This window comes from Oceanococcus atlanticus (genome assembly GCF_002088235.1).
Taxonomy (GTDB): domain Bacteria; phylum Pseudomonadota; class Gammaproteobacteria; order Nevskiales; family Oceanococcaceae; genus Oceanococcus; species Oceanococcus atlanticus.
Window position 1 is genome coordinate 306,026 of sequence record NZ_AQQV01000002.1, and the last position, 23,034, is coordinate 329,059.

18 protein-coding genes are annotated in these 23,034 nt (G+C 60.9%); 6 read left to right on the top strand and 12 right to left on the bottom strand.

The genetic code is table 11. The features are described from left to right. Nucleotides 1–45: 45 nt before the first annotated feature. The 6 genes from ATO7_RS08660 to hppD form a co-directional block, all read right to left on the bottom strand. Nucleotides 46–2,286 carry a TonB-dependent receptor gene (locus ATO7_RS08660; protein ID WP_206044851.1) on the bottom strand — a complete coding sequence of 747 codons (2,241 nt, stop codon included), beginning with the start codon at nucleotides 2,284–2,286 and terminating at the stop codon, nucleotides 46–48. Nucleotides 2,287–2,420: 134 nt separating this feature from the next. After that, nucleotides 2,421–3,080, bottom strand: coding sequence for a maleylacetoacetate isomerase (maiA, locus tag ATO7_RS08665; protein ID WP_083561280.1), 660 nt, complete (start codon nucleotides 3,078–3,080; stop codon nucleotides 2,421–2,423). A 5-nt stretch (nucleotides 3,081–3,085) separates the two neighbouring features. Further along, nucleotides 3,086–4,858 carry an aromatic amino acid hydroxylase gene (locus tag ATO7_RS08670; protein WP_083561281.1) on the bottom strand — a complete coding sequence of 591 codons (1,773 nt, stop codon included), beginning with the start codon at nucleotides 4,856–4,858 and terminating at the stop codon, nucleotides 3,086–3,088. A gap of 24 nt (nucleotides 4,859–4,882) precedes the next feature. Beyond that, entirely contained in the window at nucleotides 4,883–5,899 is a 1,017-nt protein-coding gene (locus ATO7_RS08675) for a fumarylacetoacetate hydrolase family protein (RefSeq protein WP_083561282.1), read from the bottom strand. After that, nucleotides 5,896–6,441 (bottom strand): VOC family protein, encoded by a 546-nt coding sequence (locus tag ATO7_RS08680; RefSeq protein ID WP_083561283.1) that lies wholly within the window; start codon nucleotides 6,439–6,441, stop codon nucleotides 5,896–5,898. Before ATO7_RS08680 ends, ATO7_RS08675 begins: the two co-directional genes overlap by 4 nt. A gap of 9 nt (nucleotides 6,442–6,450) precedes the next feature. Then, nucleotides 6,451–7,539 carry a 4-hydroxyphenylpyruvate dioxygenase gene (hppD, locus tag ATO7_RS08685; RefSeq protein WP_083561284.1) on the bottom strand — a complete coding sequence of 363 codons (1,089 nt, stop codon included), beginning with the start codon at nucleotides 7,537–7,539 and terminating at the stop codon, nucleotides 6,451–6,453. A gap of 116 nt (nucleotides 7,540–7,655) precedes the next feature. On the opposite strand from hppD, the gene ATO7_RS08690 reads away from it, so the two are divergent. The 4 genes from ATO7_RS08690 (at nucleotide 7,656) to ATO7_RS08705 (ending at nucleotide 12,099) form a co-directional block, all read left to right on the top strand. After that, complete coding sequence (locus tag ATO7_RS08690) at nucleotides 7,656–8,144, top strand: Lrp/AsnC family transcriptional regulator (protein WP_083561285.1); 489 nt, start codon at nucleotides 7,656–7,658, stop codon at nucleotides 8,142–8,144. Between the two features lie 122 nt (nucleotides 8,145–8,266). After that, nucleotides 8,267–8,773, top strand: a complete 507-nt coding sequence (locus ATO7_RS08695; protein WP_146680240.1) for a hypothetical protein — start codon at nucleotides 8,267–8,269, stop codon at nucleotides 8,771–8,773. 93 nt (nucleotides 8,774–8,866) lie between these two features. After that, nucleotides 8,867–9,598 carry a lycopene cyclase domain-containing protein gene (locus tag ATO7_RS08700; RefSeq protein WP_083561287.1) on the top strand — a complete coding sequence of 244 codons (732 nt, stop codon included), beginning with the start codon at nucleotides 8,867–8,869 and terminating at the stop codon, nucleotides 9,596–9,598. A 110-nt stretch (nucleotides 9,599–9,708) separates the two neighbouring features. Next, complete coding sequence (locus tag ATO7_RS08705; protein WP_083561288.1) at nucleotides 9,709–12,099, top strand: amidohydrolase family protein; 2,391 nt, start codon at nucleotides 9,709–9,711, stop codon at nucleotides 12,097–12,099. A gap of 47 nt (nucleotides 12,100–12,146) precedes the next feature. Here the strand turns inward: ATO7_RS08705 and ATO7_RS08710 are convergent, their stop codons facing one another. Next, nucleotides 12,147–13,385 (bottom strand): NADH:flavin oxidoreductase/NADH oxidase family protein, encoded by a 1,239-nt coding sequence (locus ATO7_RS08710; protein ID WP_083561289.1) that lies wholly within the window; start codon nucleotides 13,383–13,385, stop codon nucleotides 12,147–12,149. Nucleotides 13,386–13,478: 93 nt separating this feature from the next. Beyond that, nucleotides 13,479–14,342, bottom strand: coding sequence for a peroxiredoxin family protein (locus ATO7_RS08715; RefSeq protein WP_083561290.1), 864 nt, complete (start codon nucleotides 14,340–14,342; stop codon nucleotides 13,479–13,481). A gap of 126 nt (nucleotides 14,343–14,468) precedes the next feature. On the opposite strand from ATO7_RS08715, the gene ATO7_RS08720 reads away from it, so the two are divergent. Continuing rightward, complete coding sequence (locus ATO7_RS08720; protein WP_083561291.1) at nucleotides 14,469–15,035, top strand: glutathione peroxidase; 567 nt, start codon at nucleotides 14,469–14,471, stop codon at nucleotides 15,033–15,035. A gap of 93 nt (nucleotides 15,036–15,128) precedes the next feature. Continuing rightward, nucleotides 15,129–17,249: a M3 family metallopeptidase gene (locus ATO7_RS08725; protein ID WP_083561292.1), complete on the top strand. Its 2,121-nt coding sequence runs from the start codon at nucleotides 15,129–15,131 to the stop codon at nucleotides 17,247–17,249. 32 nt (nucleotides 17,250–17,281) lie between these two features. Here the strand turns inward: ATO7_RS08725 and ATO7_RS08730 are convergent, their stop codons facing one another. From ATO7_RS08730 to ATO7_RS08745, 4 genes are all read right to left on the bottom strand, one after another. After that, nucleotides 17,282–18,103: a TlpA disulfide reductase family protein gene (locus tag ATO7_RS08730; RefSeq protein ID WP_083561293.1), complete on the bottom strand. Its 822-nt coding sequence runs from the start codon at nucleotides 18,101–18,103 to the stop codon at nucleotides 17,282–17,284. Between the two features lie 59 nt (nucleotides 18,104–18,162). Next, entirely contained in the window at nucleotides 18,163–19,317 is a 1,155-nt protein-coding gene (locus ATO7_RS08735; RefSeq protein ID WP_146680241.1) for a DUF819 family protein, read from the bottom strand. Further along, nucleotides 19,314–21,794, bottom strand: a complete 2,481-nt coding sequence (locus ATO7_RS08740; RefSeq protein ID WP_158523123.1) for a TonB-dependent receptor — start codon at nucleotides 21,792–21,794, stop codon at nucleotides 19,314–19,316. Before ATO7_RS08740 ends, ATO7_RS08735 begins: the two co-directional genes overlap by 4 nt. A gap of 204 nt (nucleotides 21,795–21,998) precedes the next feature. Beyond that, nucleotides 21,999–22,943: an AraC family transcriptional regulator gene (locus tag ATO7_RS08745; protein WP_083561296.1), complete on the bottom strand. Its 945-nt coding sequence runs from the start codon at nucleotides 22,941–22,943 to the stop codon at nucleotides 21,999–22,001. Nucleotides 22,944–23,034: the final 91 nt, after the last annotated feature.

A 23,034-nucleotide genomic window follows, 5' to 3' on the forward strand; every position in this document is an offset into this window, starting at 1 on the left:
AAGTGTAAACCCTGGACCGGGGTTCAGGGTCAAGCCCGTGCGTGATCAGAAGCGCCAGGACACCAACAGTTTGGCAGTACGTGGATCGCCCACACGCCCCGCGATCGCAGCGGTGTAGTTGGCCGTGCCGGTGACGTACTTTTCGTCGGTCAGATTGCTGCCCACCAGCATGGCGCGCCAGATGCCGGTCGGGCTGTCCCAGCCGATACGCGCATTGAGCAGGCCGTAATCATCCTGCTGCTCGGGATAATCCTCAGCCCCATCCACACCGTCGTTGACCGGCGTGAAATAGACCTCGGTCTGATAGTGGTAATCAACACCAGCAAATGCATCGCCGTGCTCACCCAGCGACCAGGCATAGTTGGCACCGAGCGCCGCCGACCATCGGGGCGCGTTGTTGAGGCGCTTGCCGCTGGCATCAAAATCACCGAACTGATTGGAATAGGCTTGCGGGTACTTGGAGTAGGTCGCATCCAGCCAGGCCAGATTGGCGAACATATCCAGCCCACGTAGCGGGCGCGCAACCAGTTCGATCTCCAGGCCCTTGACCTCGGCACTGGCGGCATTCTCGGTGACGGCTCCGAAGCTGCCGCCGTTGTTAACGAAATGCTCCACCTGCATATCGCTGTAGTCGTAGTAGAACGCATCGACATTCAGCCGCAGGCGTCGATCCAGCCAGTCGGTTTTGGCACCCAGCTCGTAGGACCACAGGTACTCCGGCCCATAGCCGGCCGCAGCATCCTCGGCATTGGAAGCGCCGTAATCATAGCCACCACTCTTGAAACCTCGGGTCGCGGAGGCAAACAGCATGATGTCCGGAGTCCACTGGAAATTGACGCCCAGCTTGGGTGTCAACGCACTGCGCGAACGCGAAACATCGATATAGAACGGATCGCTGATGCCCTCGGCGCCGCTGATCTGAGGCGCATTTTCAACCTCGTTCGGATCGTCTGCGGTGGATGCGGCGTAGAAGTCGGTGAGCTCGTAATCCTTGGTTTCATGCGTCCAGCGCAGGCCGGCGATCAGTGACAGGCGTGGGCTGACAAAAAACTCGCCCTGGCCGAACAGGGCGTAGGATTCGGCATCCAGACGAGGTCGCTGCACATGCGAGAAACCGGCCGGATACACCGCCAGCGTCAACGGCTCGCGATTGAGCTCGTCAAAGTAGTAGGCCCCAAGCACCAGATTGAGTTGGTCAAAGCGTGCATTGAAGGTCAGCTCCTCGCTGATTTGGTGTTGTCGAATCGGAGTGATCTGGGTGCGCAGAATGTCGCTGTCGCTGGAATCCGCATCCGAGTCGATCGCTGCACGCAGGGCGCGGTAGGCGGTCAGTGATTTCATCGACCACAAGGGGCTGAGCTGATAGTTGAGCTCGCCGGCCACCCCGTAGATTTCCTGTTGGGTGCGGTTACGGCGATTCATCGACACCGTGTGGTAATCACCCAGCACGCTATCGTCGGTTTCGTTGCCGCTGGGGGCCAGCAGTTTGGGGTACTGACCCAGCGCTTCGTCGGTGTCGGTGTAATCAGCGCGCAGGATGAACTCGCCATCCAGACCCAGCGGGAACAGCACCTGGCCACGCAAGCCCCAGCTGTCTTCGTCCTGCACACCACCACCGCTGGAGACGTTGTCAAAGAAGGCATCGCGCGAACTCCGATTCACCGCCAACGACGCCGCAATTCCGGAAGGCCCCAGCGGCCCGGTGATATACGCCTTGCTTTCGAACAGGCCGTGATTTCCCAAGCCAACCTGAACCTCGCCCTGCAGCTCATCCTGTGGCCGTCGCGAGATGATGTTGATGGTGCCACCGACCGAGTTGCGCCCGTACAGCGTGCCCTGGGGGCCGCGCAGCACTTCGATGCGTTCGACGTCGAGGAAGTCGGAGAAGAAGCTCAGCGGGCGAGCCAGATAAACACCATCCAGATGAATGGTGGTGCTGGGGTCTGATCCGATGAACACGGTATTCGAGCCAACCCCGCGGATATACAACTGGGCGTAACCGCTGAGGTCTGAGATCTGTAGTCCCGGTGTGTAATTGATCAGGCCGCGGACATCGCTGATGCCCCGCTCCTCGAGTTGATCCGCGGTCAGCGCGGTTACCGCCAGCGGCGTACTCTGCAAATCGGTGGCGCCACCCTTGGTGGCCGTCACCACGATGGTGTCGAGCTTGGCGTCGTCATCCGTTACCGCTGCGGCCCCGGCCGCATCCTGCGCATGGGCGCTGGACAAGGCCAGTAACAGTCCTGCCGCGGCCCACAGGCCCGCACGTGATACATCCTGCATCATTGGTCTCCCCGGTCTTTTCGCCGCCCTGCTGATCACGGGCACTGGCATTTGTCGTCGTTCAGCCCACTGGGAATGAGCTGCGTTTCATCTTAGACGTCCGCGGTCCGGGGGATTCATCCTTTCGGGTGACTGTGTTACGCCATGCGGGCCGGATTGTCCGGCTGCTGATCCGGATGTGATTTGAGGAAGGCCGGCAGCGCCAGACAGCGCGCCTCCAGATCGAGCAGCGCCGGATAGGCCTCAAGCGGAACTTCGAAACGTCGCGCGTTGAACAGCTGCGGAATCAGAAAGCACTCGGCCAGACCAGGTTGATCGGCATAGGCAAATGCCGTGGCCCGCGCGGCCACCCGGGCCTCCAGCGCGGGCAGGGCCGCATCCAGCCAGTGGTGGTACCAGCGGGTTCGCGCCGCTTCGGCCACACCCAGATCATGCTCCAGATAGCGCAGCACGCGCAGGTTGTTCAGGGGATGGGTGTCGCAGGCGATCAGCGCGCAGAAGCTGCGCACCCGGGCCGCATCCTGGGGGTTCGCCGGCAACAGCGCCGGCTGCGGCCAGGTGGCCTCCAGGTATTCGCAGATGGCCAGCGACTGGCTGAGTTCAAACCCGGCATGACGCATGCTCGGCACCAGCGCCTCAGGACTCAGCGCGCGGTAGGCCGGCGAAAACTGCTGACCACCGTCCTGGATCAGATGAACCGGGTGAATGTGGTAATCGATGCCCTTGAGCTCCAGCGCAATACGCACACGCCAGGCCGCGCTGGAGCGCCAGTAACTGAAAATTTCAACAGCCGCCATAGCCGTCACCCCGCCGATGTCCCTTGAACCGCACTATCGCCCTCGCCCGCCAGCTCGGCAAGCCCCATTGTGATCAGCAAGGCGGTGTCACCACCGAGGCGACTTGCGCTGTCGCGCAGGGCCTCGCGCAAGCGTTGCGCCAGAGCGCCGGTGCTGAGCTGCAACAGTTCAAGCTGCGCCAGCCAGGCATCCGGATAGGCCTTGAGCTGCTGCTCCAGGCGCGCAAGCTCGGCACTGTCACACGCTGCGGCCTGTTCACGGATACAACGGATGCGCTGGTACAGCGTATCCAGTTGACGCTTCGTTTCGCGCCCGTCGGCACATGGCGCATGCTCGGCTGAGGGCTGAGGGAAGACATCGAAGCGGCTGCGGTCCGCGGCACCGCCCCACACCGCGTCAATGCGCTCGCCCACCGCCATGTCGAACGCACCCCAGGCCGGCTCAAACAGGCTTTCCCCTCGCATCCCGCGGACCCTGCAATCGGCCAGGCTGAACAGGATATTGCGGCCATTTTCTCGCCAGATTCTGAGCAACTGCCCGCGCACCGTAATACCCGACAGAAACTCCAGCGAAACCTGCTTGCCCGCCTCGATACCCAGTGCCTTGAGTTCATCCACGCAATATTCGGACAGGCAGCGCGACAAGCCTTTGACGCGCCCCACCGGCGATCCGAACCCGGCCGCGTGATGATCGATGCCGTGCCCGGGCAGCTCATGATCGGCATAAGCCAGCTGGGTCGGCCCTTCGCAGCGCAGGTAGATCGGGTTGTCCAGCGCGTCCGTCTGCACCTCGACGAAGCGCCCGCTGACCTGCAGCCCGCTGCTGTAGCGCGCCGTACACACCGCCGCGCTATCCAACGCCTTGCGCAACGCGCGCAGGCCACCCTGACGGTAAGCCATGCCATCGGCAAAAACCTCAAGCACCTGACTCAGATGCTTGCAGTTCTGGGCCACGAACAACTGCGGCTGCCGTGCGGTGATGTCATAGGGCGTATTCACCGCCTCGACCGACAGCGGATGCTTGCGCACCTGGCTATCATCCAGGCAACTCACACACTCGCCCAGCGATGACAGCAACCCGGCACCGAACAGTTTGTAGTCGTCGCACTCGCCGACCAGCCCGTATTCCACCGTCCACCAGTGCAGGCGCGACAGCAGGGCCGCCTCGGAGCGGTTGTCGTTGGCAGCCAGTGCGCGGTCCAGGGCAGCCTGGGCCGATGCGATCTGTTGCGCGCTGGCCTGAGGATCTTCCTTGACGATCGACAGATGGCGGATCGCGGCATAGACCGCGTGATCAGCCGCTGTGGAGATCGCTTTCATGCCCACCGCACCGAAAGCCTGCAGATATTCGGCGTAATCAACATCGACTAAAAACGGCGCATGACCGGCCGCTTCATGCACGATATCCGGCGCGGGGGTGTAGAGGATGTGTTGCAGGCTGCGCATACCCAGCGCAATCGGCAACACCCGGCGGGCCTGAAACTCCATGAACACGGCCGGCGGTATGAAACCGTCAACCACCACCGCGCTCCAGCCCAGCGTTTGCATGTGCCGGTTGATGTCGTCGATATCGGGGATGCGTTCCAGATCTATCCCGGTGCGACGCAAACCCTCCAGATACACCGGATGGGCGGTGTCACGCAGCGCTTTGACCAACTGCTGCAGGGTGAAACGCCACACCGCATGGTCTTCGGCGCTGTAGCTGCGCGCATGATCCTGGCGCGCCACAAAGGCCCGCAGATGGGCGGGCAAGCGTTCAATCACCTCCTGCTGGCTCATGATCGTCGCGCCGTCCTACCGCGCTCAGCCTGACCTGGCCGGCGGCTGCACCGTTTGCTCGATGGCGCCGAAGATCGAGGCACCCGTCTGATCAAGCATCTCGATGCGAATCTGATCGCCCGGCTGCATGAACGCGGTCGCCGGCTGGCCGTCGCGTATGGTTTCGATCATGCGCAATTCGGCAATGCAGGAATAACCGCGCCCACCATCGGCGATGGCCGATCCATGCGCCGTACCCTGCTTGTTGGAAACGGTGCCCGAACCAATGATGGCGCCAGCCCCCATCTCACGGGTGCGACAGGCATGCGCAATCAGCTGGCCGAAATGAAAGGTCATGTCCTCGCCCGCCTGTGGTCGACCAAAAGGCTGCGCATTGAGGGTGCTCAGCAGTGGCCGACACACTCGCCCGCCCTGCCATGCCCCGGCCAGTTCATCCGGGGTCACCGCAACAGGCGAAAATGCCGAGGCCGGCTTGGACTGGTAGAAGCCGAAACCCTTGGCCAGCTCGCCCGGGATCAGCTGACGCAGCGACACATCATTGACCAGCATCAGCAGACGCACGCTGTCCAGCGCCTGCAGCGAGTCAACGCCCATGGCGACATCGCCGGTGATCACCGCGATCTCGGCCTCAAAGTCGATACCACCGGCCGGGTCGGCCACAATCGGATCGCACGGCCCGACAAAGCAATCGGAGCCGCCCTGGTAGATCAGCGGGTCGCTCCAGAAACTGTCCGGCAGCTCGGCGCCACGCGCCCGTCGCACCAGCTCCACGTGGTTCACGTAGGCGCTGCCATCGGCCCAGTGGTAGGCACGCGGCAGCGGCGAACTGCAGACCTGAGGATCAAAAGCCCGGGCCTGACTGCAGTCGCCTTGCTCAAGCTGCGCGGCGACCGCGCGCAAGGCCGGCTCACAGTCCGACCAGTTGTCCAGAGCAGCCTGCATCGTGAGCGCGATCTCCGGCACCTCAACAGCCCATTGCAGATCACGCGAAACCACCAGCAGGCGCCCATCTCGTCCGTCTTTCAGGCTTGCCAGTTTCATACGCTGTGCTCCTTGCGGGTTCTGTCGTGCAACCAGGCCGCATGGCGCGGCGCCTTCTTGGTGCGGCTCCACTCTTCAAGCATGGCCGGGGCCACCTCGGCAAGACGGGCCATGTCCTGGGGGCTGTGCGTATTGGCCGCCAGCTCGATGCGGTGCCCGTTCGGGTCGAAGAAATACAGTGACTGAAAAATACAGTGATCAGTCGGCCCCAGCACCTCCAGCCCAAGATCCAGCAAATGCGCTTTGGCGGCGTGCAGGTCTTCAACACTGGCCAGCTCGAAAGCGATGTGCTGAACCCAGTCCGGGGTGTTGCTGTCGCGGCCCATAGGCGCAGCTCCAGGCAACTCGAAAAAAGCCAGCACATTGCCCATGCCGGCATCCAGAAACACGTGCATGTAAGGATCGGGCTGACCGGTGGACGGCACCTCATCCTCGGCAATGGCCAGCACGAAGCGCATGTTCAAAGCGCGCTGGTAGAACTCGACAGTTTCCCGCGCGTCGTGGCAGCGATAGGCCACATGATGAATGCGTTGCAGTTGCATGCGGCCTCCTCAGCTTGCGCCTTCGGCATCGGCCAGTGAACCACGCCGGATCTGGTCACGCTCCATCGACTCGAACAGGGCCTGGAAATTGCCCTCGCCAAAGCCTTCATCTTTTTTGCGCTGGATGAATTCGAAGAAAATCGGGCCGATCAGGGTTTCGGAGAAGATCTGCAACAGCAGCCTCGGATCACCATCGGTGGTCGAGCCATCCAGAAGAATGCCCCGCGTCTTGAGGGCTTCGACCGGCTCGCCATGCCCTGGCAGGCGTTCATCAAGCATCTCGTAGTAGGCCGCCGGCGGTGGCGTCATGAAACGCATACCAAGCGCCTTGAGCTTGTCCCAGGCGGCGATCAGATCGTCACAGGCAAAGGCAATATGCTGGATCCCTTCGCCGTTGTAGGCCATCAGGTATTCCTCGATCTGGCCCTTGCCCCCTTGCGCCTCTTCGTTGAGGGGAATCCGAATCTTGCCGTCCGGCGCCGTCATCGCCCGCGAGGTCAGTCCGGTGTATTCACCCTTGATGTCGAAGTAGCGAATCTCGCGGAAGTTGAACAGGTGCTCATAGTACTTGGCCCAGTAGTCCATGCGCCCGCGATAGACATTGTGGGTGAGGTGATCGATCACCTCGAAGCCACAGCCCGGCGGGTGGCGCTCCACGCCGTCGAGATACACAAAGTCGATGTCGTAGATCGAAAGCGCTTCATCGTAGCGGTCGATCAGGTAGACGATGGCACCGCCGATGCCCTTGATGGCCGGCAGATTGAGTTCCATGGGCCCCACCGGCACGGCCACAGGCTGCGCGCCCAGGGCCAGTGCACGACGGTAAGCCGCGGCAGCGTCCTTGACCCGAAAGCCCATGCCGCAGGCACCGGGACCATGCTCTTCTGTGTAATACGCCGCCGGTGAGGGTTGTTCGTAATTGGCGATGAAATTGATGCCACCCTGACGCCACAGATCGACATCCTTGGAGCGGTGACGCGCCACATGGGTGAAACCCAGCATGCGGAAAACCGGTTCCAGTACGCCACGCTCGCGGCTGGCGAATTCAACGAACTCGAAGCCATCCAGCCCCATGGGATTGTCCAACACATCAGCCACCCGCGTTCTCCTCGTTATGGGTGACTTCATGCTACGCCCGCCTCCGGGCAATATGTCGTCTTTTATTGCCTCTGATCTGATAATATCGGTGCTTTCATCTCATATTTGAGATATTTATGAATGATTCCACCCATTCGGCGCTCAATAAAACCAATCGCCGAATTCTGCGCGAGCTGCAGCAGGACGGCCGCGTTTCCAATGTGGATCTGGCTGCACGGGTGGGTATCTCCGAGTCCCCCTGCTTTCGTCGTGTACGTCAGCTCGAAGCCGATGGCTTGATTACCGGCTACAGCGCGCATCTGGATCAGCGCAAGATCGGCCTGCCGGTCACGGCCTATGTCCAGGTCACGATCGACAAACACGACGAGCAGATTCGCAGTGCCTTCCTGCGTCAGGTCTACGCCGAAGAACACATCGTGGAATGTCACGCCATGACCGGCGCCTCGGATTACCTGCTGAAAGTTGTGGCCCAGAGCATCGACCACTTCTCCGAGCTGAGCATGAACGGCATACTGCGTTGGCCGGGCGTGCAGAACATCGAATCGCAGTTCAGCCTCAACGCGATCAAGGTCAATGGTGCGCTTCCCCTGGTTGCCCCGGGTTAATCAATACGCAAAGCCGCATCGGCCATCCGCAAGGCAACAACCCGATACCCATGAGCCATCCCACTGCCACCAAAACCAAACGACGTGCGGGTGGCGCAGTGCATGCCGGCTTAACCGGATTGATGCTCGCGTATTCCTCTGCCCATGCGGCGCCGGGCGAGATCAGGCAAGGTCCGCTGGTTGAAGCTGGAAGACACCTGCCTGCTCGCTCCCAAAGTTTGATGCTGCATGGCTATGCACAGCAATTGAACCTGGCAAACCACGCCGCACCATCACGCCCCCATCCAGTCACTACCATCGGATTGACGGTCGCCGGCCTCAGCGGTCTGGCCATGGCCCATACCAAGGGTCGCCATGACAAGATCGATCACATCATGGCCGGCTATCTGGTCGGACTGGCGACTTCGGGCATCTACACCCTATACACCAAGGAACCGGATTCGCGCCGTTCCAGAGCCATTGCCTTTTTGCTCGGGGTCGCCGCCTCAGCCGCGGTCGGCGCGCTGAAAGAAGAATATGACGGCCGCAGCGGCACCGGTCAGGTCGACGATGTGGACATATACGCGACCATCGGCGGCGGCGTGGGCGGCGCCTTCACCATAGGTCTGATCGACTGGTTGTTTCTGTAAGCACGCCACGGCGTGCAGAATTGTCGATCCACTCAGGGTAGGATGGCGCCCTGACTCCGCGCCCCACTTCGGCCAACACCACAAGCACCCCCAATGCCCGTCCTTCCCGACCAATACGTCTGGCTGTTTTCTTCCAGCATGTTGCTGCTGGTCTGGCTGCTGCTGTTCGCGTTCAATCCCTCACACCGACGCATCATGCTGGTATCCAGCCTGATTGCGATGCCCTTCGGGCTGACTCAACCGGCCTTTCTGCAGTCTTACTGGACACCTCCCGGAGTGCTCGATCTGGCGGCCCGGTTCGGATTTGACATCGAGTGCCTGATCTTCTGTTTCGCCATCGCCGGCATCAATGTATCGCTGCTCAAGCTGTACTGGGGCCAGGTCATCCTGCCGACCACCGACCCGGTACGGCAGCCCCAGATCAACCGCTGGTTCTGGTTCACCCTGGCCACCCCGTTCGTGCTGCTTGGCGTGCTCTATTTCGTGTGGCAGGGCAATCCGATTTACTGGTCGCTGCTGGCCCAGACCGGCGGTGCACTGGCCTGCATGTGGTGCTTTCGCGAGGCCGCCGCAAAGCTGCTGCTGGTCAGCCTGCCCTTCACCGCCATGTACATGGCGCTGTGCCTGCTCATGGATGCCCTGGCGCCGGGCTATTTCGATCGCTTCTGGAACATCAGCGACATCAGCGGCATCACGCTGCTCGGCGTGCCGATTGAAGAGCCCTTGTTTGCCGCCACCTTCAGCGTCTGCGCCAACGGCATTTACCTGCATGTGCTGTGGAATCGCTACGGCCGCAAACCCCAGGGCGCGCCCAGCCCGGCCTGAACCCGAAACGCCAGCACCCTGATTTGTCGGCAATTTTTGCGACTGTCATCGACGCGTCATGAAAGTACTCTAGGCGCTCTTTGTGGCTCATCCAGGGATAGGGGAACCCCATGGCTCATACCAATGCCAAACTCGCCAGTTGTCTGGCACTTGGCCTGCTGCTTGCAGGCTGTAATGGCGGACGCGAAAGCAGCCCACGCGAAACCACCACGGATCAGGTGTTTTCCGCGGCCAATCAGTGTTTCGTGCTGGAATCCGGTGAAGGCTTTGTCAGTGCCGACAACGACAGCGCGCTTTACACCCTCTCAGCTAACGCCGATGCGGCCGCGGCGTTCTATTTCAAACCCGCCAGGCTGGGCGATTACCTGCTGCTTTCACACTACAGCCGAGCGCAGGGCGAACGCGGTAACAAGTCACTGCTCGGCATTTCCGACCCGCTCGGCGAGCTGCTGGATGACACCGGCAACTTCATTGGCGAGGTTGGCTACGTGGTCTCGGCGGTCGGCGACATTCTGGACTTCGCCACCGACCCCCTCGCCCCGCTGGGCGGCCCGGTCCGCGATCTGGGCGAAGGCCTGGGCGGTGTGGGCGGCCAGCTGGGCGATCAGAACGTCGCACCGCGCCTGGCCATGGTCGATGAAGCCAGCGACCTGGCCGTCTGGACACTGACGGAACGGGCGCCGGGCAAAGTCAGCCTCAAGAATGCGGTCACCGGACAAACGCTGGCTGTGGCCAACGGGCAACTGGGCCTGACCTCCGCGGCCCGAGCGGCTGAGGCCAGCGAATTCCGCATGATCCCAACCCAGGGCTGCGACAGCTACCCGGAAGCGTCGCTCAACGCCACCGTGTTGGACAAGCGAGGCCCGGCCAAGTACCTCAATGAAGTCGCCTTGTTTACGCAGGGCCCCAACGCCTCGCTAATTGGCGATGAGGATGTCTACGGCTTCATCGATGCGCACTCGCACATCACCGCCTACGAATTTATCGGCGGGCGGGTTAACTACGGCGATCCGTTCCACAAATTCGGGGTTGATCACGCACTGGATAACTGCGCCGTCAACCATGGACCACAGGGTCTCCTCGGCCTGGTCGAAACCGTGACCTCCGGCCATGGGCAACCGGCCCACCAAACCCGCGGCTGGCCCGACTTTCCATTCTGGCCACGTCACAATTCGCTGCAGCACCATCAGTCCTACTACCGCTGGATTGAGCGCGCACACCTCGCCGGCCTGAAGATTCTGGTCAACCACTTCACCGGCAACGAAGTGCTGTGTCAGCTCAACCCTCAGAAGCAGAATGCCTGCGACTTCGAAGACAACTGGCGTCTGCAGGCGCAGCGCATTTTTGAAATGCAGGACTACATCGACGCGCAGCACGGCGGCCCGGGCCAGGGCTGGTTCCGCATTGTCGACACACCGGCCGATGCGCGTCGCATCATTGATGAAGGCAAGCTCGCCGTCGTCCTCGGAATAGAGATTTCCAAGATCTTCAATTGTGGCGAGTTCCTGGGCATGTCTGAGTGCTCGGTTGAAGAGATGACCGAGCGTCTTGACGCGGCCTACCGCGTCGGCATCCGGCATATTTTCCCCATTCACAAGTTCGACAACGCCTTTGGCGGGGTCGTACCGGATGAAGCGTTGGGGATCGGCACCGTACTCTACGTGGGCAACCTGGCCGAAACCGGACATATGCTTGAGTTCGAAGAGTGTCCGGAAAACTTTGTCAGCGATTCCGCCAACGACGAAAACGCTCCGAATCCGCTGGGCATCATTGATCAGCTTCTGTTCCAGCTGGAATATGTCGAGGGTCAGGTCCAGCAAACACCGATCCCGCTGCCGCCCCTGATTCCGGCCACTGAACAGGGCCTGTGCAACGTCCGTGGCCTGACTGAAATCGGCCATGCGTTCATCGACGAACTGATGAAGCGACGCATGATCATCGAGGTCGACCACTCCTCGCGCAAGGTCATCGACCGCATTTTCGAACTGGCCGAGGTCAATGGCTACCCGGGGCTGACCAGCAGCCACGACTGGCTCAATTCAGAAGAGCTGCTTGATCGCCTGGTTGCCAACGGCGGCAACATCAGTCGCTTTGTCAGCGCCCGCGAACAATGGGTGGACCGTCTCAACAAGGTTGATCAGCGTCCGGCAAGCCAAATGGTGGCCGGCCTGCCCACCACCGGTATGGCCTCGGATGTGAACGGCATTGCCAGCCTGCCGGGCAACAGTGGCGAAGCAGGAACCCCGCTGTACCCGTTCACCTCGGTGGACGGTCGGGTGCAATTCGAAGAACAGGTCACCGGCGACCACGTATTCAATCTGTATGAAGGTCGCGGTGTCGCCCACTATGGCCTGTACCCGGATCAGATTGCCGACATGCAGCGTTACACCAGCGAACGTTCGCCCGAGGAGATTGATCGCGCCCTGCGCCAGTTCTTCAGCTCGGCAGAAGCCTATCTGCGCATGTGGGAACGCACTGAAGCCTGGCGCCCGCTGGAGTAAGCATGATGTGGTGCGCCGGGCGTAACGCCCCGGCGCACCACCGTCACTCAGGCGCTGGCGCGCAAGCGACGTGTCTGCCGCATCCCTGAGGCGGTATCAACCAGACTGCACAAAAACGCCTTGAGCCCGGATTCGCGCGGCTTGGGCGCCTGCCCGCGACCAATCCGGCGCAGCTGCCGGGTGTACCAGGTCACTTCCATGATCGCCATGCGATCGACCGGCTTGATCCCGGTCTTGATCGGACGCACACGCTCCTGCGGGTCGTGCCCGTCGAGCAAACGCTGGCTGACATCCGGCTCAATGGCCAGCAGCCGCGCGATACCGCACAAATCCAGTGAGCCCGACGCCAGCGCGGCCGTCATACCAGCATGGCTGCGGAAGCCACCGGTCACCATCAGCGGCGTCGAAGGGATGCGTGCACGCACCTTGTCGGCAAAGTCCAGGAAGTACGCCTCACGGGCACGCGTTGACTCACGCACGCCGGTCATCGCTGGCGCTTCATAGGTGCCGCCGGAGATTTCGATCAGGTCGATACCGGCGTCGGCCAACGCGCTCATCACATCAAGCGATTCTTCTTCGGTGAAACCACCGCGCTGGAAATCCGCCGAATTGAGCTTGATCCCGATGGCGAAATCCGGCGCTGTGGCCTCACGCATGGCCTGCAGCACGCGCAGCACGAATCGGCGACGGTTCTCCGCGCTGCCGCCCCACTGATCGTCACGCTGATTGGTTTTGGGCGAGAGGAACTGGCTGACCAGATACCCGTGGGCGCCGTGAATCTGCACCCCGGCAAAACCGGCCTTACGACAGATACCGGCGGCCTGGCCGAAGCGCGCGATCAGATCTTCGATCTCTTCTTCACTGAGGGCGCGCGGCTGCTCGAAATAGGCCTGCATGGACTTCTCGAAAGCCACCGCCGAAGGCGCCACATTTTCACGGTTCAAGCCCTTGGGGCTCTGTCGCCCGGGGTGGTTGAGCTGAACCCAGACCTGGGCGCCTTGTGCCTGACCGGCCTGGGCCCAGGCTTTGAGCGTGTCCAGGTCACGCTCGTCCTCGATCACCACATTGCCGGGCTCGCCCAGCGCACGACGATCGATCATCACGTTGCCGGTCACCAGCAAGCCGGTGCCGCCCTGCCCCCAGCGCTCATAAAGGCGGACCAATTCCGGCGTAGCGCGATTGTCCATGGTGCCAAGCGCTTCGCTCATGGCCGATTTGGCGATGCGGTTGGCCAGCGTGCTGCCATTGGGCAGCTTGAAAGGTGTATTCAGTGTGGGGTTTGTCATTCAAAAACTCATTGTTTATGTCGCCATTCGGGCGGACGTCGCGCCTGATTCTGCCGACTTGCTCAACACCATTCAAACGCGCACCTGATGTGCTCAGGCGGCACTGGTCACCCCCAGTTCGTCGAGCACACGCAGGAACTCGGCGGGTTCGGGGCGGACCCGGTAGTTGTCGGTCAGATCGGCGTAAACAATGACGCCCTGCGCGTTGGTGATCACCACTGTCGGCATCGCGGTGTCGGCCGAGTAACCCAGCGCCTCCATCCCGGCGGGCGTGCCCGCCTGCGCAAAGATGCCGAAAGACTTGGCCGTCTGATTGTCCTGATCAATCCAGAAACCGGCCGGTATATCGAAACGCTGGGCCAGAGACTGGGTATGTTCCGGCGGCTGCGAGCTGACAAACGCAACCTGGGCGCCTCGCTGCTCCAGCTCGCGGTATTGGGCTGCAATCTCGCCGATCTGGGCCACACACAGCGGGCACCAGTTGCCGCGGTAGAACACCATCAGACAAGGTCGCCCCTGCACACTCTGATTGTTGACGATCTCACCATCGGCGCTGCGCATTTGAAATGGCGGTAGGGGCTGTCCCACGGCCAGTGTTGCGGTGTCACGCTGGGCAAAGCGCGAATACCAGAACACGTACAGCAGCTGGGCCAGCAACAAACCCGCCGCAATCATCTGCGCCAGCGCAAAACCACTGGCGGGCACGGCAGCCAAGCTCACTGCCAAACCGAGCGCCATCCATGCCGTGTAACCCCACAACCTGGGCGATGTGCGCACCACGTCCTTGAGCAGGAACAGACGACTGAAAAAATAGGTCATTGGGAGCGCGGCAACCAGCACACCCAGCCAGGCCAGGTTGAACCCGTCGCGCAGCAGCATCCCCAGCGCCGCCAGCGTGGCCAGATAGACCGCACCGCAGAACGTGGAAATGAAAATTCTCTTGAGCCAGGCGTCCATTCAACAATTCTCCCGTGGTGAGCGCGATAAGACCGGGTCAGCGCGTAATGTCTTTCACACCCGAGCAATTGAATCCGAACAACATTCGCCCGCGTATGATGAGTGAAACTGTAACGGATACCCCCAATGCTCAAGATTCTTGGATTATCACTCGCCACACTGATGTGGCTGTCCCCTGCTCCCGTCCAGGCAGCAGAGCAACCGCTATGCCAGGGTCTCGCTTCTCCTGGCCTCCTGATGGGCGGCGGCAAGGACAAACCCTTGTGCGACTGGTTTGAAGGCAAGGCGGTTCTGGTTGTGAATACCGCCTCGAAGTGCGGGCTGACCCCGCAGTTCGAAGGCCTCGAAGCCCTGCACAAGCGTTTCCACGAGCAGGGCCTGACCATTTTAGGGTTTCCCTCGGACAACTTCCTCGGCCAGGAATACGACAACCCGGAGAAAACTGCCGAAATCTGTTACCGCAATTATGGTGTCACCTTTCCCATGTTCACGCGCATCGACGTGAAGGGCAAAAAGGCGCACCCGCTTTTCCAGCGGCTGGCTGAGCAAACGCGCAAGCCGAGCTGGAACTTTCACAAGTACCTGATCAAGGGCGATCAAGTCACCGACTTCGGCCCACGCACCAAACCGGATGACGAGACACTCATCAAAGCCATCGAACAGGCGCTTTCAGAGCAAACCGCGGCCCGATAATTTGCCACTCGCAGAACCAACAAACATTTCTGTATATTTGTCGTTTTGAATTTTCGACGGGGCGCGCGGGCGCCACCGTCGCAGAGGTGTTTGATGAAACGATTTGCGATGCTGGCCGCCAGCACCTTGGGCCTGAGCGCCTGCGCCTTGCTGCCAACTGATATGGCCTCCAACACCAACCCGCTGCTCAGCCCCAGCACTCTGGATTATCAGTACCCGCACTTCGACCGGATTCGCGCCGAGCACTTTCTACCGGCCTTTGAGAGTGCCGCAAGCGCGCACCTTGCTGAGGTCGAGGCCATCGCAACTCAGGACACCGCATCGACCTTTGACAACACCATCGTGGCGCTGGAACGGTCGGGTCAGGACCTGATGCGGACGGCCTATGTGTTCTTTGGCCTGGTTGGCGCGCACACCAATGACACGCTCAACGAGGTGCAAACCACGGTGGCCCCGCAAATGGCCGCACATCAGGACAAGATCCTGCTCAACCCGCAGCTGTTTGCGCGCATCGATGCGATCTATCAGTCCCGCGACACGCTTGACCTGAACCCCGAGCAGCGCCGCCTGGTTGAACGCTATCACCAGAACTTCGTCCGTGCTGGCGCAAGGCTGAGCGAGGACGAAAAGACCCGTATCAGCGCGATCAATGAGCGACTCTCCAGTCTGGTGACGAAGTTCGGCCAGAACGTGCTCAAAGAGCGCAACGACTCCACTGTTTTTGTCAGCGATGTTGATCAGCTGGCCGGCTACAGCACAGCCGAAATCGAATCCGCGGCCCAGATCGCCAGCGACGCTGGGCACGATGGCGAGTACGCCATCAAACTGCTCAACACCAGCTCGCAACCGGCGCTCAAGGTGCTCACGCACCGACCCACCCGCGACAAGGTGATGCAGGCCTCCCTGGCGCGTGGCTTGCGCGACAACGACTACAACAATCAAGCACTGATCCTGGAGATCGTGCGACTGCGCGCGGAGCGCGCCCAGCTGATGGGGCATCCCAACCACGCCGCCTATGTGCTGGAAGATTCGACTGCGCAAACCACCCAGGCGGTCAACGATCTGCTGACCCAACTGGCGCCCAAGGCAGTGGCCAATGCCCGTGCCGAAGCGGCCGATCTGCAGACCTTGATCGACGCCGAAATGGGTGCCTTCATGCTCAGCGCGGCCGACTGGCCGTTCTATGCCGAAAAACTTCGCCAGCAACGTTATGCGTTTGACGAAAGCCAGATGCGCCCCTACCTGGAACTCGACCGCGTGCTGCACGATGGCGTGTTCTACATGGCGCAAGCGCTGTACGGCCTGAGCTTCAAGCCGCGCAAAGACCTGCCGGTCTACCACCCGGATGTCAGCGTGTGGGAGGTGTTCAATGCCGATGATTCCGCGCTGGGTCTGTTCCTGTTCGACCCGTATGCGCGTGACAGCAAGCGCGGTGGTGCCTGGATGAACGCCTATGTGCCGCAGAATCACCTGCTAAAGGCCAAGCCGGTGGTCGGCAACCACCTCAACATCACCAAACCGCCTGCCGGTGAACCCGTGCTGTTGACCTTTGATGAGGTCACCACACTGTTCCACGAGTTTGGCCATGCCCTGCACGGCCTGTTCTCGGATGTGAGCTACCCGATGTTCTCCGGCACCAGCGTGCCGCGCGATTTCGTCGAGTTTCCCTCACAAGTGCACGAGATGTGGGCGGTGTGGCCGGACATCCTGCAGCGCTACGCTCGCCACTACGAAACCGGCGAGCCCATGCCGCAGGCCCTGGTCGAGCGCTTCCTGGCCGCCAAGAAATTCAATCAGGGCTACGCCACCACCGAGTACCTAGCCGCCTCGTTGCTCGACCAGGCCTGGCATCAGCTCGGTCCGGATGAGATTCCCAGCGACGTGGCCCAGTTCGAAAAAGCGGCCCTCAAACGTGCCGGTATCCTGCTCGACACGGTGCCCACACGCTATCGCAGCGCCTATTTCTCGCACATTTTCGCCGGCGGTTATTCGGCCGGTTACTACTCCTACATCTGGTCCGAAGTGCTTGATGCGGAAACCGTCGAGTGGTTCAAGGCACATGATGGTCTCAAGCGCATCAATGGCGACTGGTTCCGCGAGAACCTGCTCTCGCGCGGCGGCAGCATGGATGCCATGGAGCTGTTCGAACTGTTCCGCGGGCGTGCACCGCGGATTGAGCCGTTGCTGGAAAAACGCGGGCTCAACGCCAAATAGAGCCCCATCCGGCACGGCCTGGCCGTGCCGGTTCAACGCTGCAAGGGTGCCCCGAAATGACGCATCCGGCTGGCCAGCGTGGCCCGCGACAACGGACCGAAGTGGCTGTCGACCATTTTGCCGTCGGCATCAATAAACAGGGTTGTGGGCAAACCGCGGCTGCCCACCATGGGTGCCAGACGAGCGTCATGATCCAGCACCACGTGCTGCAAGGCCAAACGCTGCGAGGCCAGAAACTGAGCCACCGTTGCGGCGTCCTCTGCCTGGTTGGCATATACGAACGCCACATCCGGATAGCGGGCCTGTGCATCTTCCAGAACCGGCATTTCACGCACGCACGGCGGGCACCAGGTGGCCCATAAATTCAACACCAGCGGGCGTCCGTCTGCGAGCTCGGCCAAACGGCTTGTCTGCCCATCGATAAGTGCCACAGAGGCCTCAAGCAGCTCATTGGCAGGGCCTTGCATCCGCTCCAGTAGCAAGCTGCCCGCCGCCAAGACCATGGCACCGGCCAGCAAACCACCAGACAAGGCGCGGCGCCACTCAGGATGCCGCCACAACTGCCACACCGCGCAGGCCACGCCGCCCAGCAGTGCCGCTGCGGGGCTGAAGCCACCATCACGGATATCCAGCACACCCCAGGGCGCATCACGGTAGTGTTCGAAGTACAACAGCACAAAGCCCACCCGGGCACTGAGCATGGCAACCAGCAGGATGTCGGCCAGTGCGCCGCCGATGCTGATCTCACGGCGCCGCCCAAGCAAAGTGCCCACCAGCCACGCGACCAAAGCAGCCGCCAGCAGCACCGCATGAGGCGCAGACAAAGCAATGGGACCGAGATTAAAGCTGAGCATAGCGCTGCTCAGACGCCCGAATCGGCCCGAGGTTCAGCGTGGCTCGCTCTAATCTCGCATCAAGATCCCGCGCCCAGACTCAGTGCACTGGCCATCGCCAACCCCAGGTAGTTGCCCAGCGCCAAACCCAGCACACCGGCTGTCATACCTGACATGACCACCTCGCGGTTTCCCAATACTTTGGCTATGGGACCCACAAACGGCGGGCCGTAAATCGCGGCGGTGGAGGTGATGATGACGGTGTCCACATCAATACCAAAAACACGCGCACTGAGAAAATGCAGAAGCACCGCAAACAGCAAAACGCAGCTGCTGTAAAGCAACACCATCGATCCGGCCTGAAGCATATGCTGGATGTTGGCTTGAGTCCCGATCGTGATGCAGAACACCAGCAGCAGATACTGGCCTGTTTCGTAACTGCAAGACAGCGCCCTAACCCGCGGCGACAGGGTGCACAGCATCGCCAGCGTGGTAATCCCCAGTATCAATGCCGCCTCCGAAAAATGCCCAAGCAGCATCCAGGAAAGTCCTGCGGCAAGCGCACTGATGAGCAGCGATAGCAGGACGGCGATAGCACCGCCGGGCCACCAGGCGCGAGCAACCGGCGCTGCCTGCGATGTCTGCGCCACGCCAGCAGCTGGGCGAAAAGCCGGGAAATAGCGCGACAACAGTGGCTTGGCCAACGTCATCAGGAACAGCAGATAAGCACTGCCAAGGATCACATCAGCGCCGTTAAGCAAAATGAAGGTGTTCTCATCAACCCCACGCGCCAACGCCACCGCATTCATATTCGGCGTACCGCCGGTATACAGCCCGGTGAGCATGCCTGATACATCAGCCGCGGCTGCCAGCTGCTGGCCCAGCACCAAAAACACCACAACCGCACTGATGCAAACGGCCGCTACGGCGAGCGCAAACGACACCACGGTGGAACGTGCCAACCCCAGCCAGTGACGCAAATTGGCTGGAAACAGCAGCAGCGGTACCGCAATCAATACGCTGGCGGCGATAATCCCGCTGGCCAACGGGGCGGCAAATTCAACCCGCGGCACATGGGCAACAAGTATGCCGCTGGCATAACAAAGCACCACCGGACTCAGCGTTGCCACAATGCGCAGCTGCGACTCCGCCCACATCAACAGCGCCGGCACACCGAACAGAAACATCAGCTGCATCAGCACGCTGGCATCCAGGCTGGCGAGCGCGCTGTTCACCACTGCAAGCTGAACTTGCCGTAAACAACCCGCCCGGGCTGTTGGTTGGCCAGAAACGTCCCCGGAAACAAGGCGGAGTCGATGGCCTGATTGAGCACTCGCTTGTCGCTGAGGTTCTTGGCACCCAGCGTCACGCTCCAGCGCTGCGATGGCGGCGCCACCCGCAGGTGGGCGGAATACAGCACATGACCGGGCACCCGGGTTGCCGGATCCAGATCGGTGTCCGTGTACTGCTGTGCCTGGTAGCGTGCGTTCAAGCCCAGCGTGAACTCATGCTGTCCGAGCCGGTATTCCAGTGTGGGGCTCAACGTGGCTGCCCAGCGCGGGGCAAAGGCCAGAGTCTTGCCACTCAAATCTTGCTGCGCGTTGACCCCATCAGACACCGGCGCTGGCGCATCGACATAACGGTCATAGCGCGCATCCAGCCAGCCGACCGATGCCGCCAGGTTGAGCGGTTGGTACGGCGTCAGCCAATAGGCGTCCAACTCCAACCCTTGCGAGTAGGCCGAAGCAGCATTGGTGACATCGAAGAACACACTGTTAAACGCCAGCACCTGCAGATCATCAAAATCCATCCGGTAGAGCGTGGCATTAAGGCTCAGGCTGCGCTGCAACCAGTGACTCTTGATACCCAGCTCCCAGGCGGTGGCTGTTTCCGGCTCATACTCAAGCTCGCCATCGGTGAATGAAATGGCATTGGCCCCGCCACTTTTGTAGCCCCGCGACCAGTTGGCAAACAGGCTCAAATCATCGTCGTGGCGGTACATCAGCGAAAGCTTGGGTGAGAGGTTGTCTTCCTCTCGCTCAATGAATTGCTGGTAATCCTCACCGCTGACCAACAGTTGCACAATGCACTGCTGGGTCAGCGGCTTGGTCCGGCACTGAGTTTCACCCTTCGCGCGGATATCTTTGACTTCGCGATTGATGCGCAAGCCTGGAGTGATTGACCAATGCGCATCCAGATGCCAGCTGAGCTGGGCGAAGGCTGCATAGGTCTGCACACGTTGATCGAAATCGTATTCATAACGATCCTGGCCGATGACCCCACCAACCAGCGGTCCCAGCAGCGGAGCCAGCAGCCCGGTCAGCTGGCCAAGACCGCCGAACGGGATACCGGCAATCGCACCTCCGGAAAGCAACTGCAGGCCATCGTTGGACAAGGCGTAGGACGCCAAATCCTGGCCGGCCTCAATGCCGGTCACGATGTGGTAATCGGTCTGCATCGCAAACAGACCCGCGACAAATTCCAGCCCCTGGCCCCACGGTGCATCGCCATGGCCACTGAATCGCCATTCGGCGGAGTATTGCTGGTAGTCCTCGGTGTCACCGTAAAGGCGCAACAGATCAGCTGGCGACGTATCCAGATCCTGGTATTGATCCACGTGCAATTTCGACACACCCAGCACCACCGTGGTGTTGAGCCCAGCAAGATTCAGCATCGGACCAAGCTCAAGATCCGCGTGTGCCGCTGCGCTCCAGGAATCCTTGTTCATATACCCGGGGTAATCAAAGCTGGTCTGGAAGTCATGTGGATTGTCTTCCAGCTGCGGATCAAAATTCTGCAGGTAACTGCGAGTGTCATCGTCCAGTTCATACAGCTGCCTCGGCCAGAAATGCACCTGCGATTCCGAGCGTTGCCCAACCAGACCAAAATCCAGCCTGCCATCCCCCTGATAATCCAGGCGCAGGCGCTGGGCGGATTGTTCCAGGGTGTCTTCGTAACGGTCGATTGTGGTGTTATAAAGCCGCCCGTGGCGATGATCTTCCAAGGCGGCCAGACGCACGCCCCAGCGTTCGCTCAACCGAGCCCCGACACCCGCTTCAAGGCGATCGTCAGCCCACTCGTTTCGCGCGTAGCTCAGGTCGGCCTCAACGCCCTGCTCCGGCGCACCACGGGTCACGATATTGAACACCCCCGCAATAGTGTTCTTACCGAACAATGTGCCTTGCGGCCCGCGCAGCACTTCTATGCGCTCAAGATCAAACATCGACTCGGTGAAATAGGCCCCGCGGGCATAGAAAATTTCGTCCTGAACCAGCCCCACAGAAGGCTCAAAACTGGGATTGAAGGTGTTGGTGCCAAATCCGCGTATGAACACCTGCGGCGAGCTCGGGCTGGTGGACTCCACGCGCACGTTGGGCACGTAGGCTGAGGCCTCGGTCAGGTTGACGACATTGTTGTTCTTGAGAAACTCGCCCTGCAGCGCGGTCACCGAAACCGGCACATCGCTCAGACTTTGCTCGGTTTTCTGCGCCGTGACCACGATCTCCTCGATCTGGCGTCGGGGCTGCCTAGGTGCGGCAGTGGGCGCAGGCTGGGCCAGCTGAATGCTTGCAGCCGGTGCTGGCTCAGAAGTGTTTTGTACTTGTGTCTCAGATGCCGCCGGCCCGGCCGGCATCTGCTCGCTGGCCACCGTCGGCGGCGGCCCGAACAAAGCATCCAGCTCATCCTCAGCCACTGCAGCAACAGGCAACAACAGCAAAATCAGCGGTGCCCCGCAATATGTCCTTAACAAGATCAGCCCCCCCGAGCGATTAGGTGGGAACCTGCATGGCGTCCCTGCCATACAAACCTGTTCCCCCAGACTCTCGAAGCTACGACAAGCGCTGGGACACCACAATGACCGTACGTGCCAACAACTTGACTCTAGCGGACCTGCAGCACGAGTGCGCGGGGTCTGTCAGGTGCGATAACGCGACGGCGACATGCCGGTCCAGCGTCGAAAACTGCGGCTGAATGCACTTTCGTCGGAGAAACCAAGCTCAGCTGAAATGGCGGCAATCTTGTCGCCGCGTTGCAATGCACGCATGGCCAAGACCTGCAATTCACGGTCGCGCAGATGTTTGAAAGAGAAACCTTCCTCGGCCAGTTTCCTGCTGAGATGGCGTCCGCTGATGGCAAGCAAGGACGCAATGTCATCCTTGCTCAACTGCGGATGCTGCTGAACCAGTTCCGAAACCGTGATCGACAGCGATTTCTCACCCAGCCGCGAGAGCATCTGATCAGCCAGCCCCCGCAACTGGTCACGCAAGGCCGGATTGGCCTGAATCAAAGGCAGATCGAGCATGTCTGACCGAAACAGCAAGCGGTCTTCGGCAGACTCAAAATGCACCGGACAGCCCAACAAAGCGCGATAGCGATCCGGATCGTCTAGCGGGGCATGGCGAAACTCCACGGCGTCGGGCTCAAACCGACCGCCGCTACACCAGCGCGCCAAATGTATGGCATAGCCCAGCGACATTTCGCTGCGCGCTTCGCGGCAGACGTCGTAATGCCCGGTGTAACACAGCGCCAACAAGCCATCGACGTGGTGAAACCAGACCTCACCGCCCTGACTGACAATGGGGTGGTATTCGATGTACATCTCCAACGCCTCACCCAGCGTCTCGCAGCTCATCAGCAACAGCCCGGCCACATCCAGATGACCAACCTGCAAGTGCACGGCGAGCTGCAACCCGATCAGGGGATCGTCGCTGGCCTCGCTCAACTGTTGCCACAACGCATCATGCACGTCCAGACGCACGCGGTCGTCCTCACATGCGAGTTGCGGCGTGGCGATCCCCAGACGCTCGGCTGCCTCGACCAGAGCCTGGCTGAAGCGTCGAATGACCGTGGGATTGCTCATCGTCCCGATTTGTTCATGTTCTGTCCCGAATCGCTCGGGACGACTCCATGAGGCATCACTAGGCTAAAACCTTCTACATACAGCATCGTCA

Bases quoted from the DNA above. Each gene is read 5' to 3' on its own strand.
- ATO7_RS08670 (WP_083561281.1), bottom strand. From the start codon at position 4,858: ATGAGCCAGCAGGAGGTGATTGAACGCTTGCCCGCCCATCTGCGGGCC.
- ATO7_RS08715 (WP_083561290.1), bottom strand. From the start codon at position 14,342: ATGGACGCCTGGCTCAAGAGAATTTTCATTTCCACGTTCTGCGGTGCG.
- ATO7_RS08705 (WP_083561288.1), top strand. From the start codon at position 9,709: ATGGCTCATACCAATGCCAAACTCGCCAGTTGTCTGGCACTTGGCCTG.
- ATO7_RS08720 (WP_083561291.1), top strand. From the start codon at position 14,469: ATGCTCAAGATTCTTGGATTATCACTCGCCACACTGATGTGGCTGTCC.
- ATO7_RS08695 (WP_146680240.1), top strand. From the start codon at position 8,267: ATGCTCGCGTATTCCTCTGCCCATGCGGCGCCGGGCGAGATCAGGCAA.
- ATO7_RS08725 (WP_083561292.1), top strand. From the start codon at position 15,129: ATGAAACGATTTGCGATGCTGGCCGCCAGCACCTTGGGCCTGAGCGCC.
- ATO7_RS08710 (WP_083561289.1), bottom strand. From the start codon at position 13,385: ATGACAAACCCCACACTGAATACACCTTTCAAGCTGCCCAATGGCAGC.
- ATO7_RS08700 (WP_083561287.1), top strand. From the start codon at position 8,867: ATGCCCGTCCTTCCCGACCAATACGTCTGGCTGTTTTCTTCCAGCATG.
- ATO7_RS08730 (WP_083561293.1), bottom strand. From the start codon at position 18,103: ATGCTCAGCTTTAATCTCGGTCCCATTGCTTTGTCTGCGCCTCATGCG.
- ATO7_RS08680 (WP_083561283.1), bottom strand. From the start codon at position 6,441: ATGCAACTGCAACGCATTCATCATGTGGCCTATCGCTGCCACGACGCG.
- ATO7_RS08690 (WP_083561285.1), top strand. From the start codon at position 7,656: ATGAATGATTCCACCCATTCGGCGCTCAATAAAACCAATCGCCGAATT.
- ATO7_RS08660 (WP_206044851.1), bottom strand. From the start codon at position 2,286: ATGATGCAGGATGTATCACGTGCGGGCCTGTGGGCCGCGGCAGGACTG.
- ATO7_RS08745 (WP_083561296.1), bottom strand. From the start codon at position 22,943: ATGAGCAATCCCACGGTCATTCGACGCTTCAGCCAGGCTCTGGTCGAG.
- ATO7_RS08675 (WP_083561282.1), bottom strand. From the start codon at position 5,899: ATGAAACTGGCAAGCCTGAAAGACGGACGAGATGGGCGCCTGCTGGTG.
- maiA (WP_083561280.1), bottom strand. From the start codon at position 3,080: ATGGCGGCTGTTGAAATTTTCAGTTACTGGCGCTCCAGCGCGGCCTGG.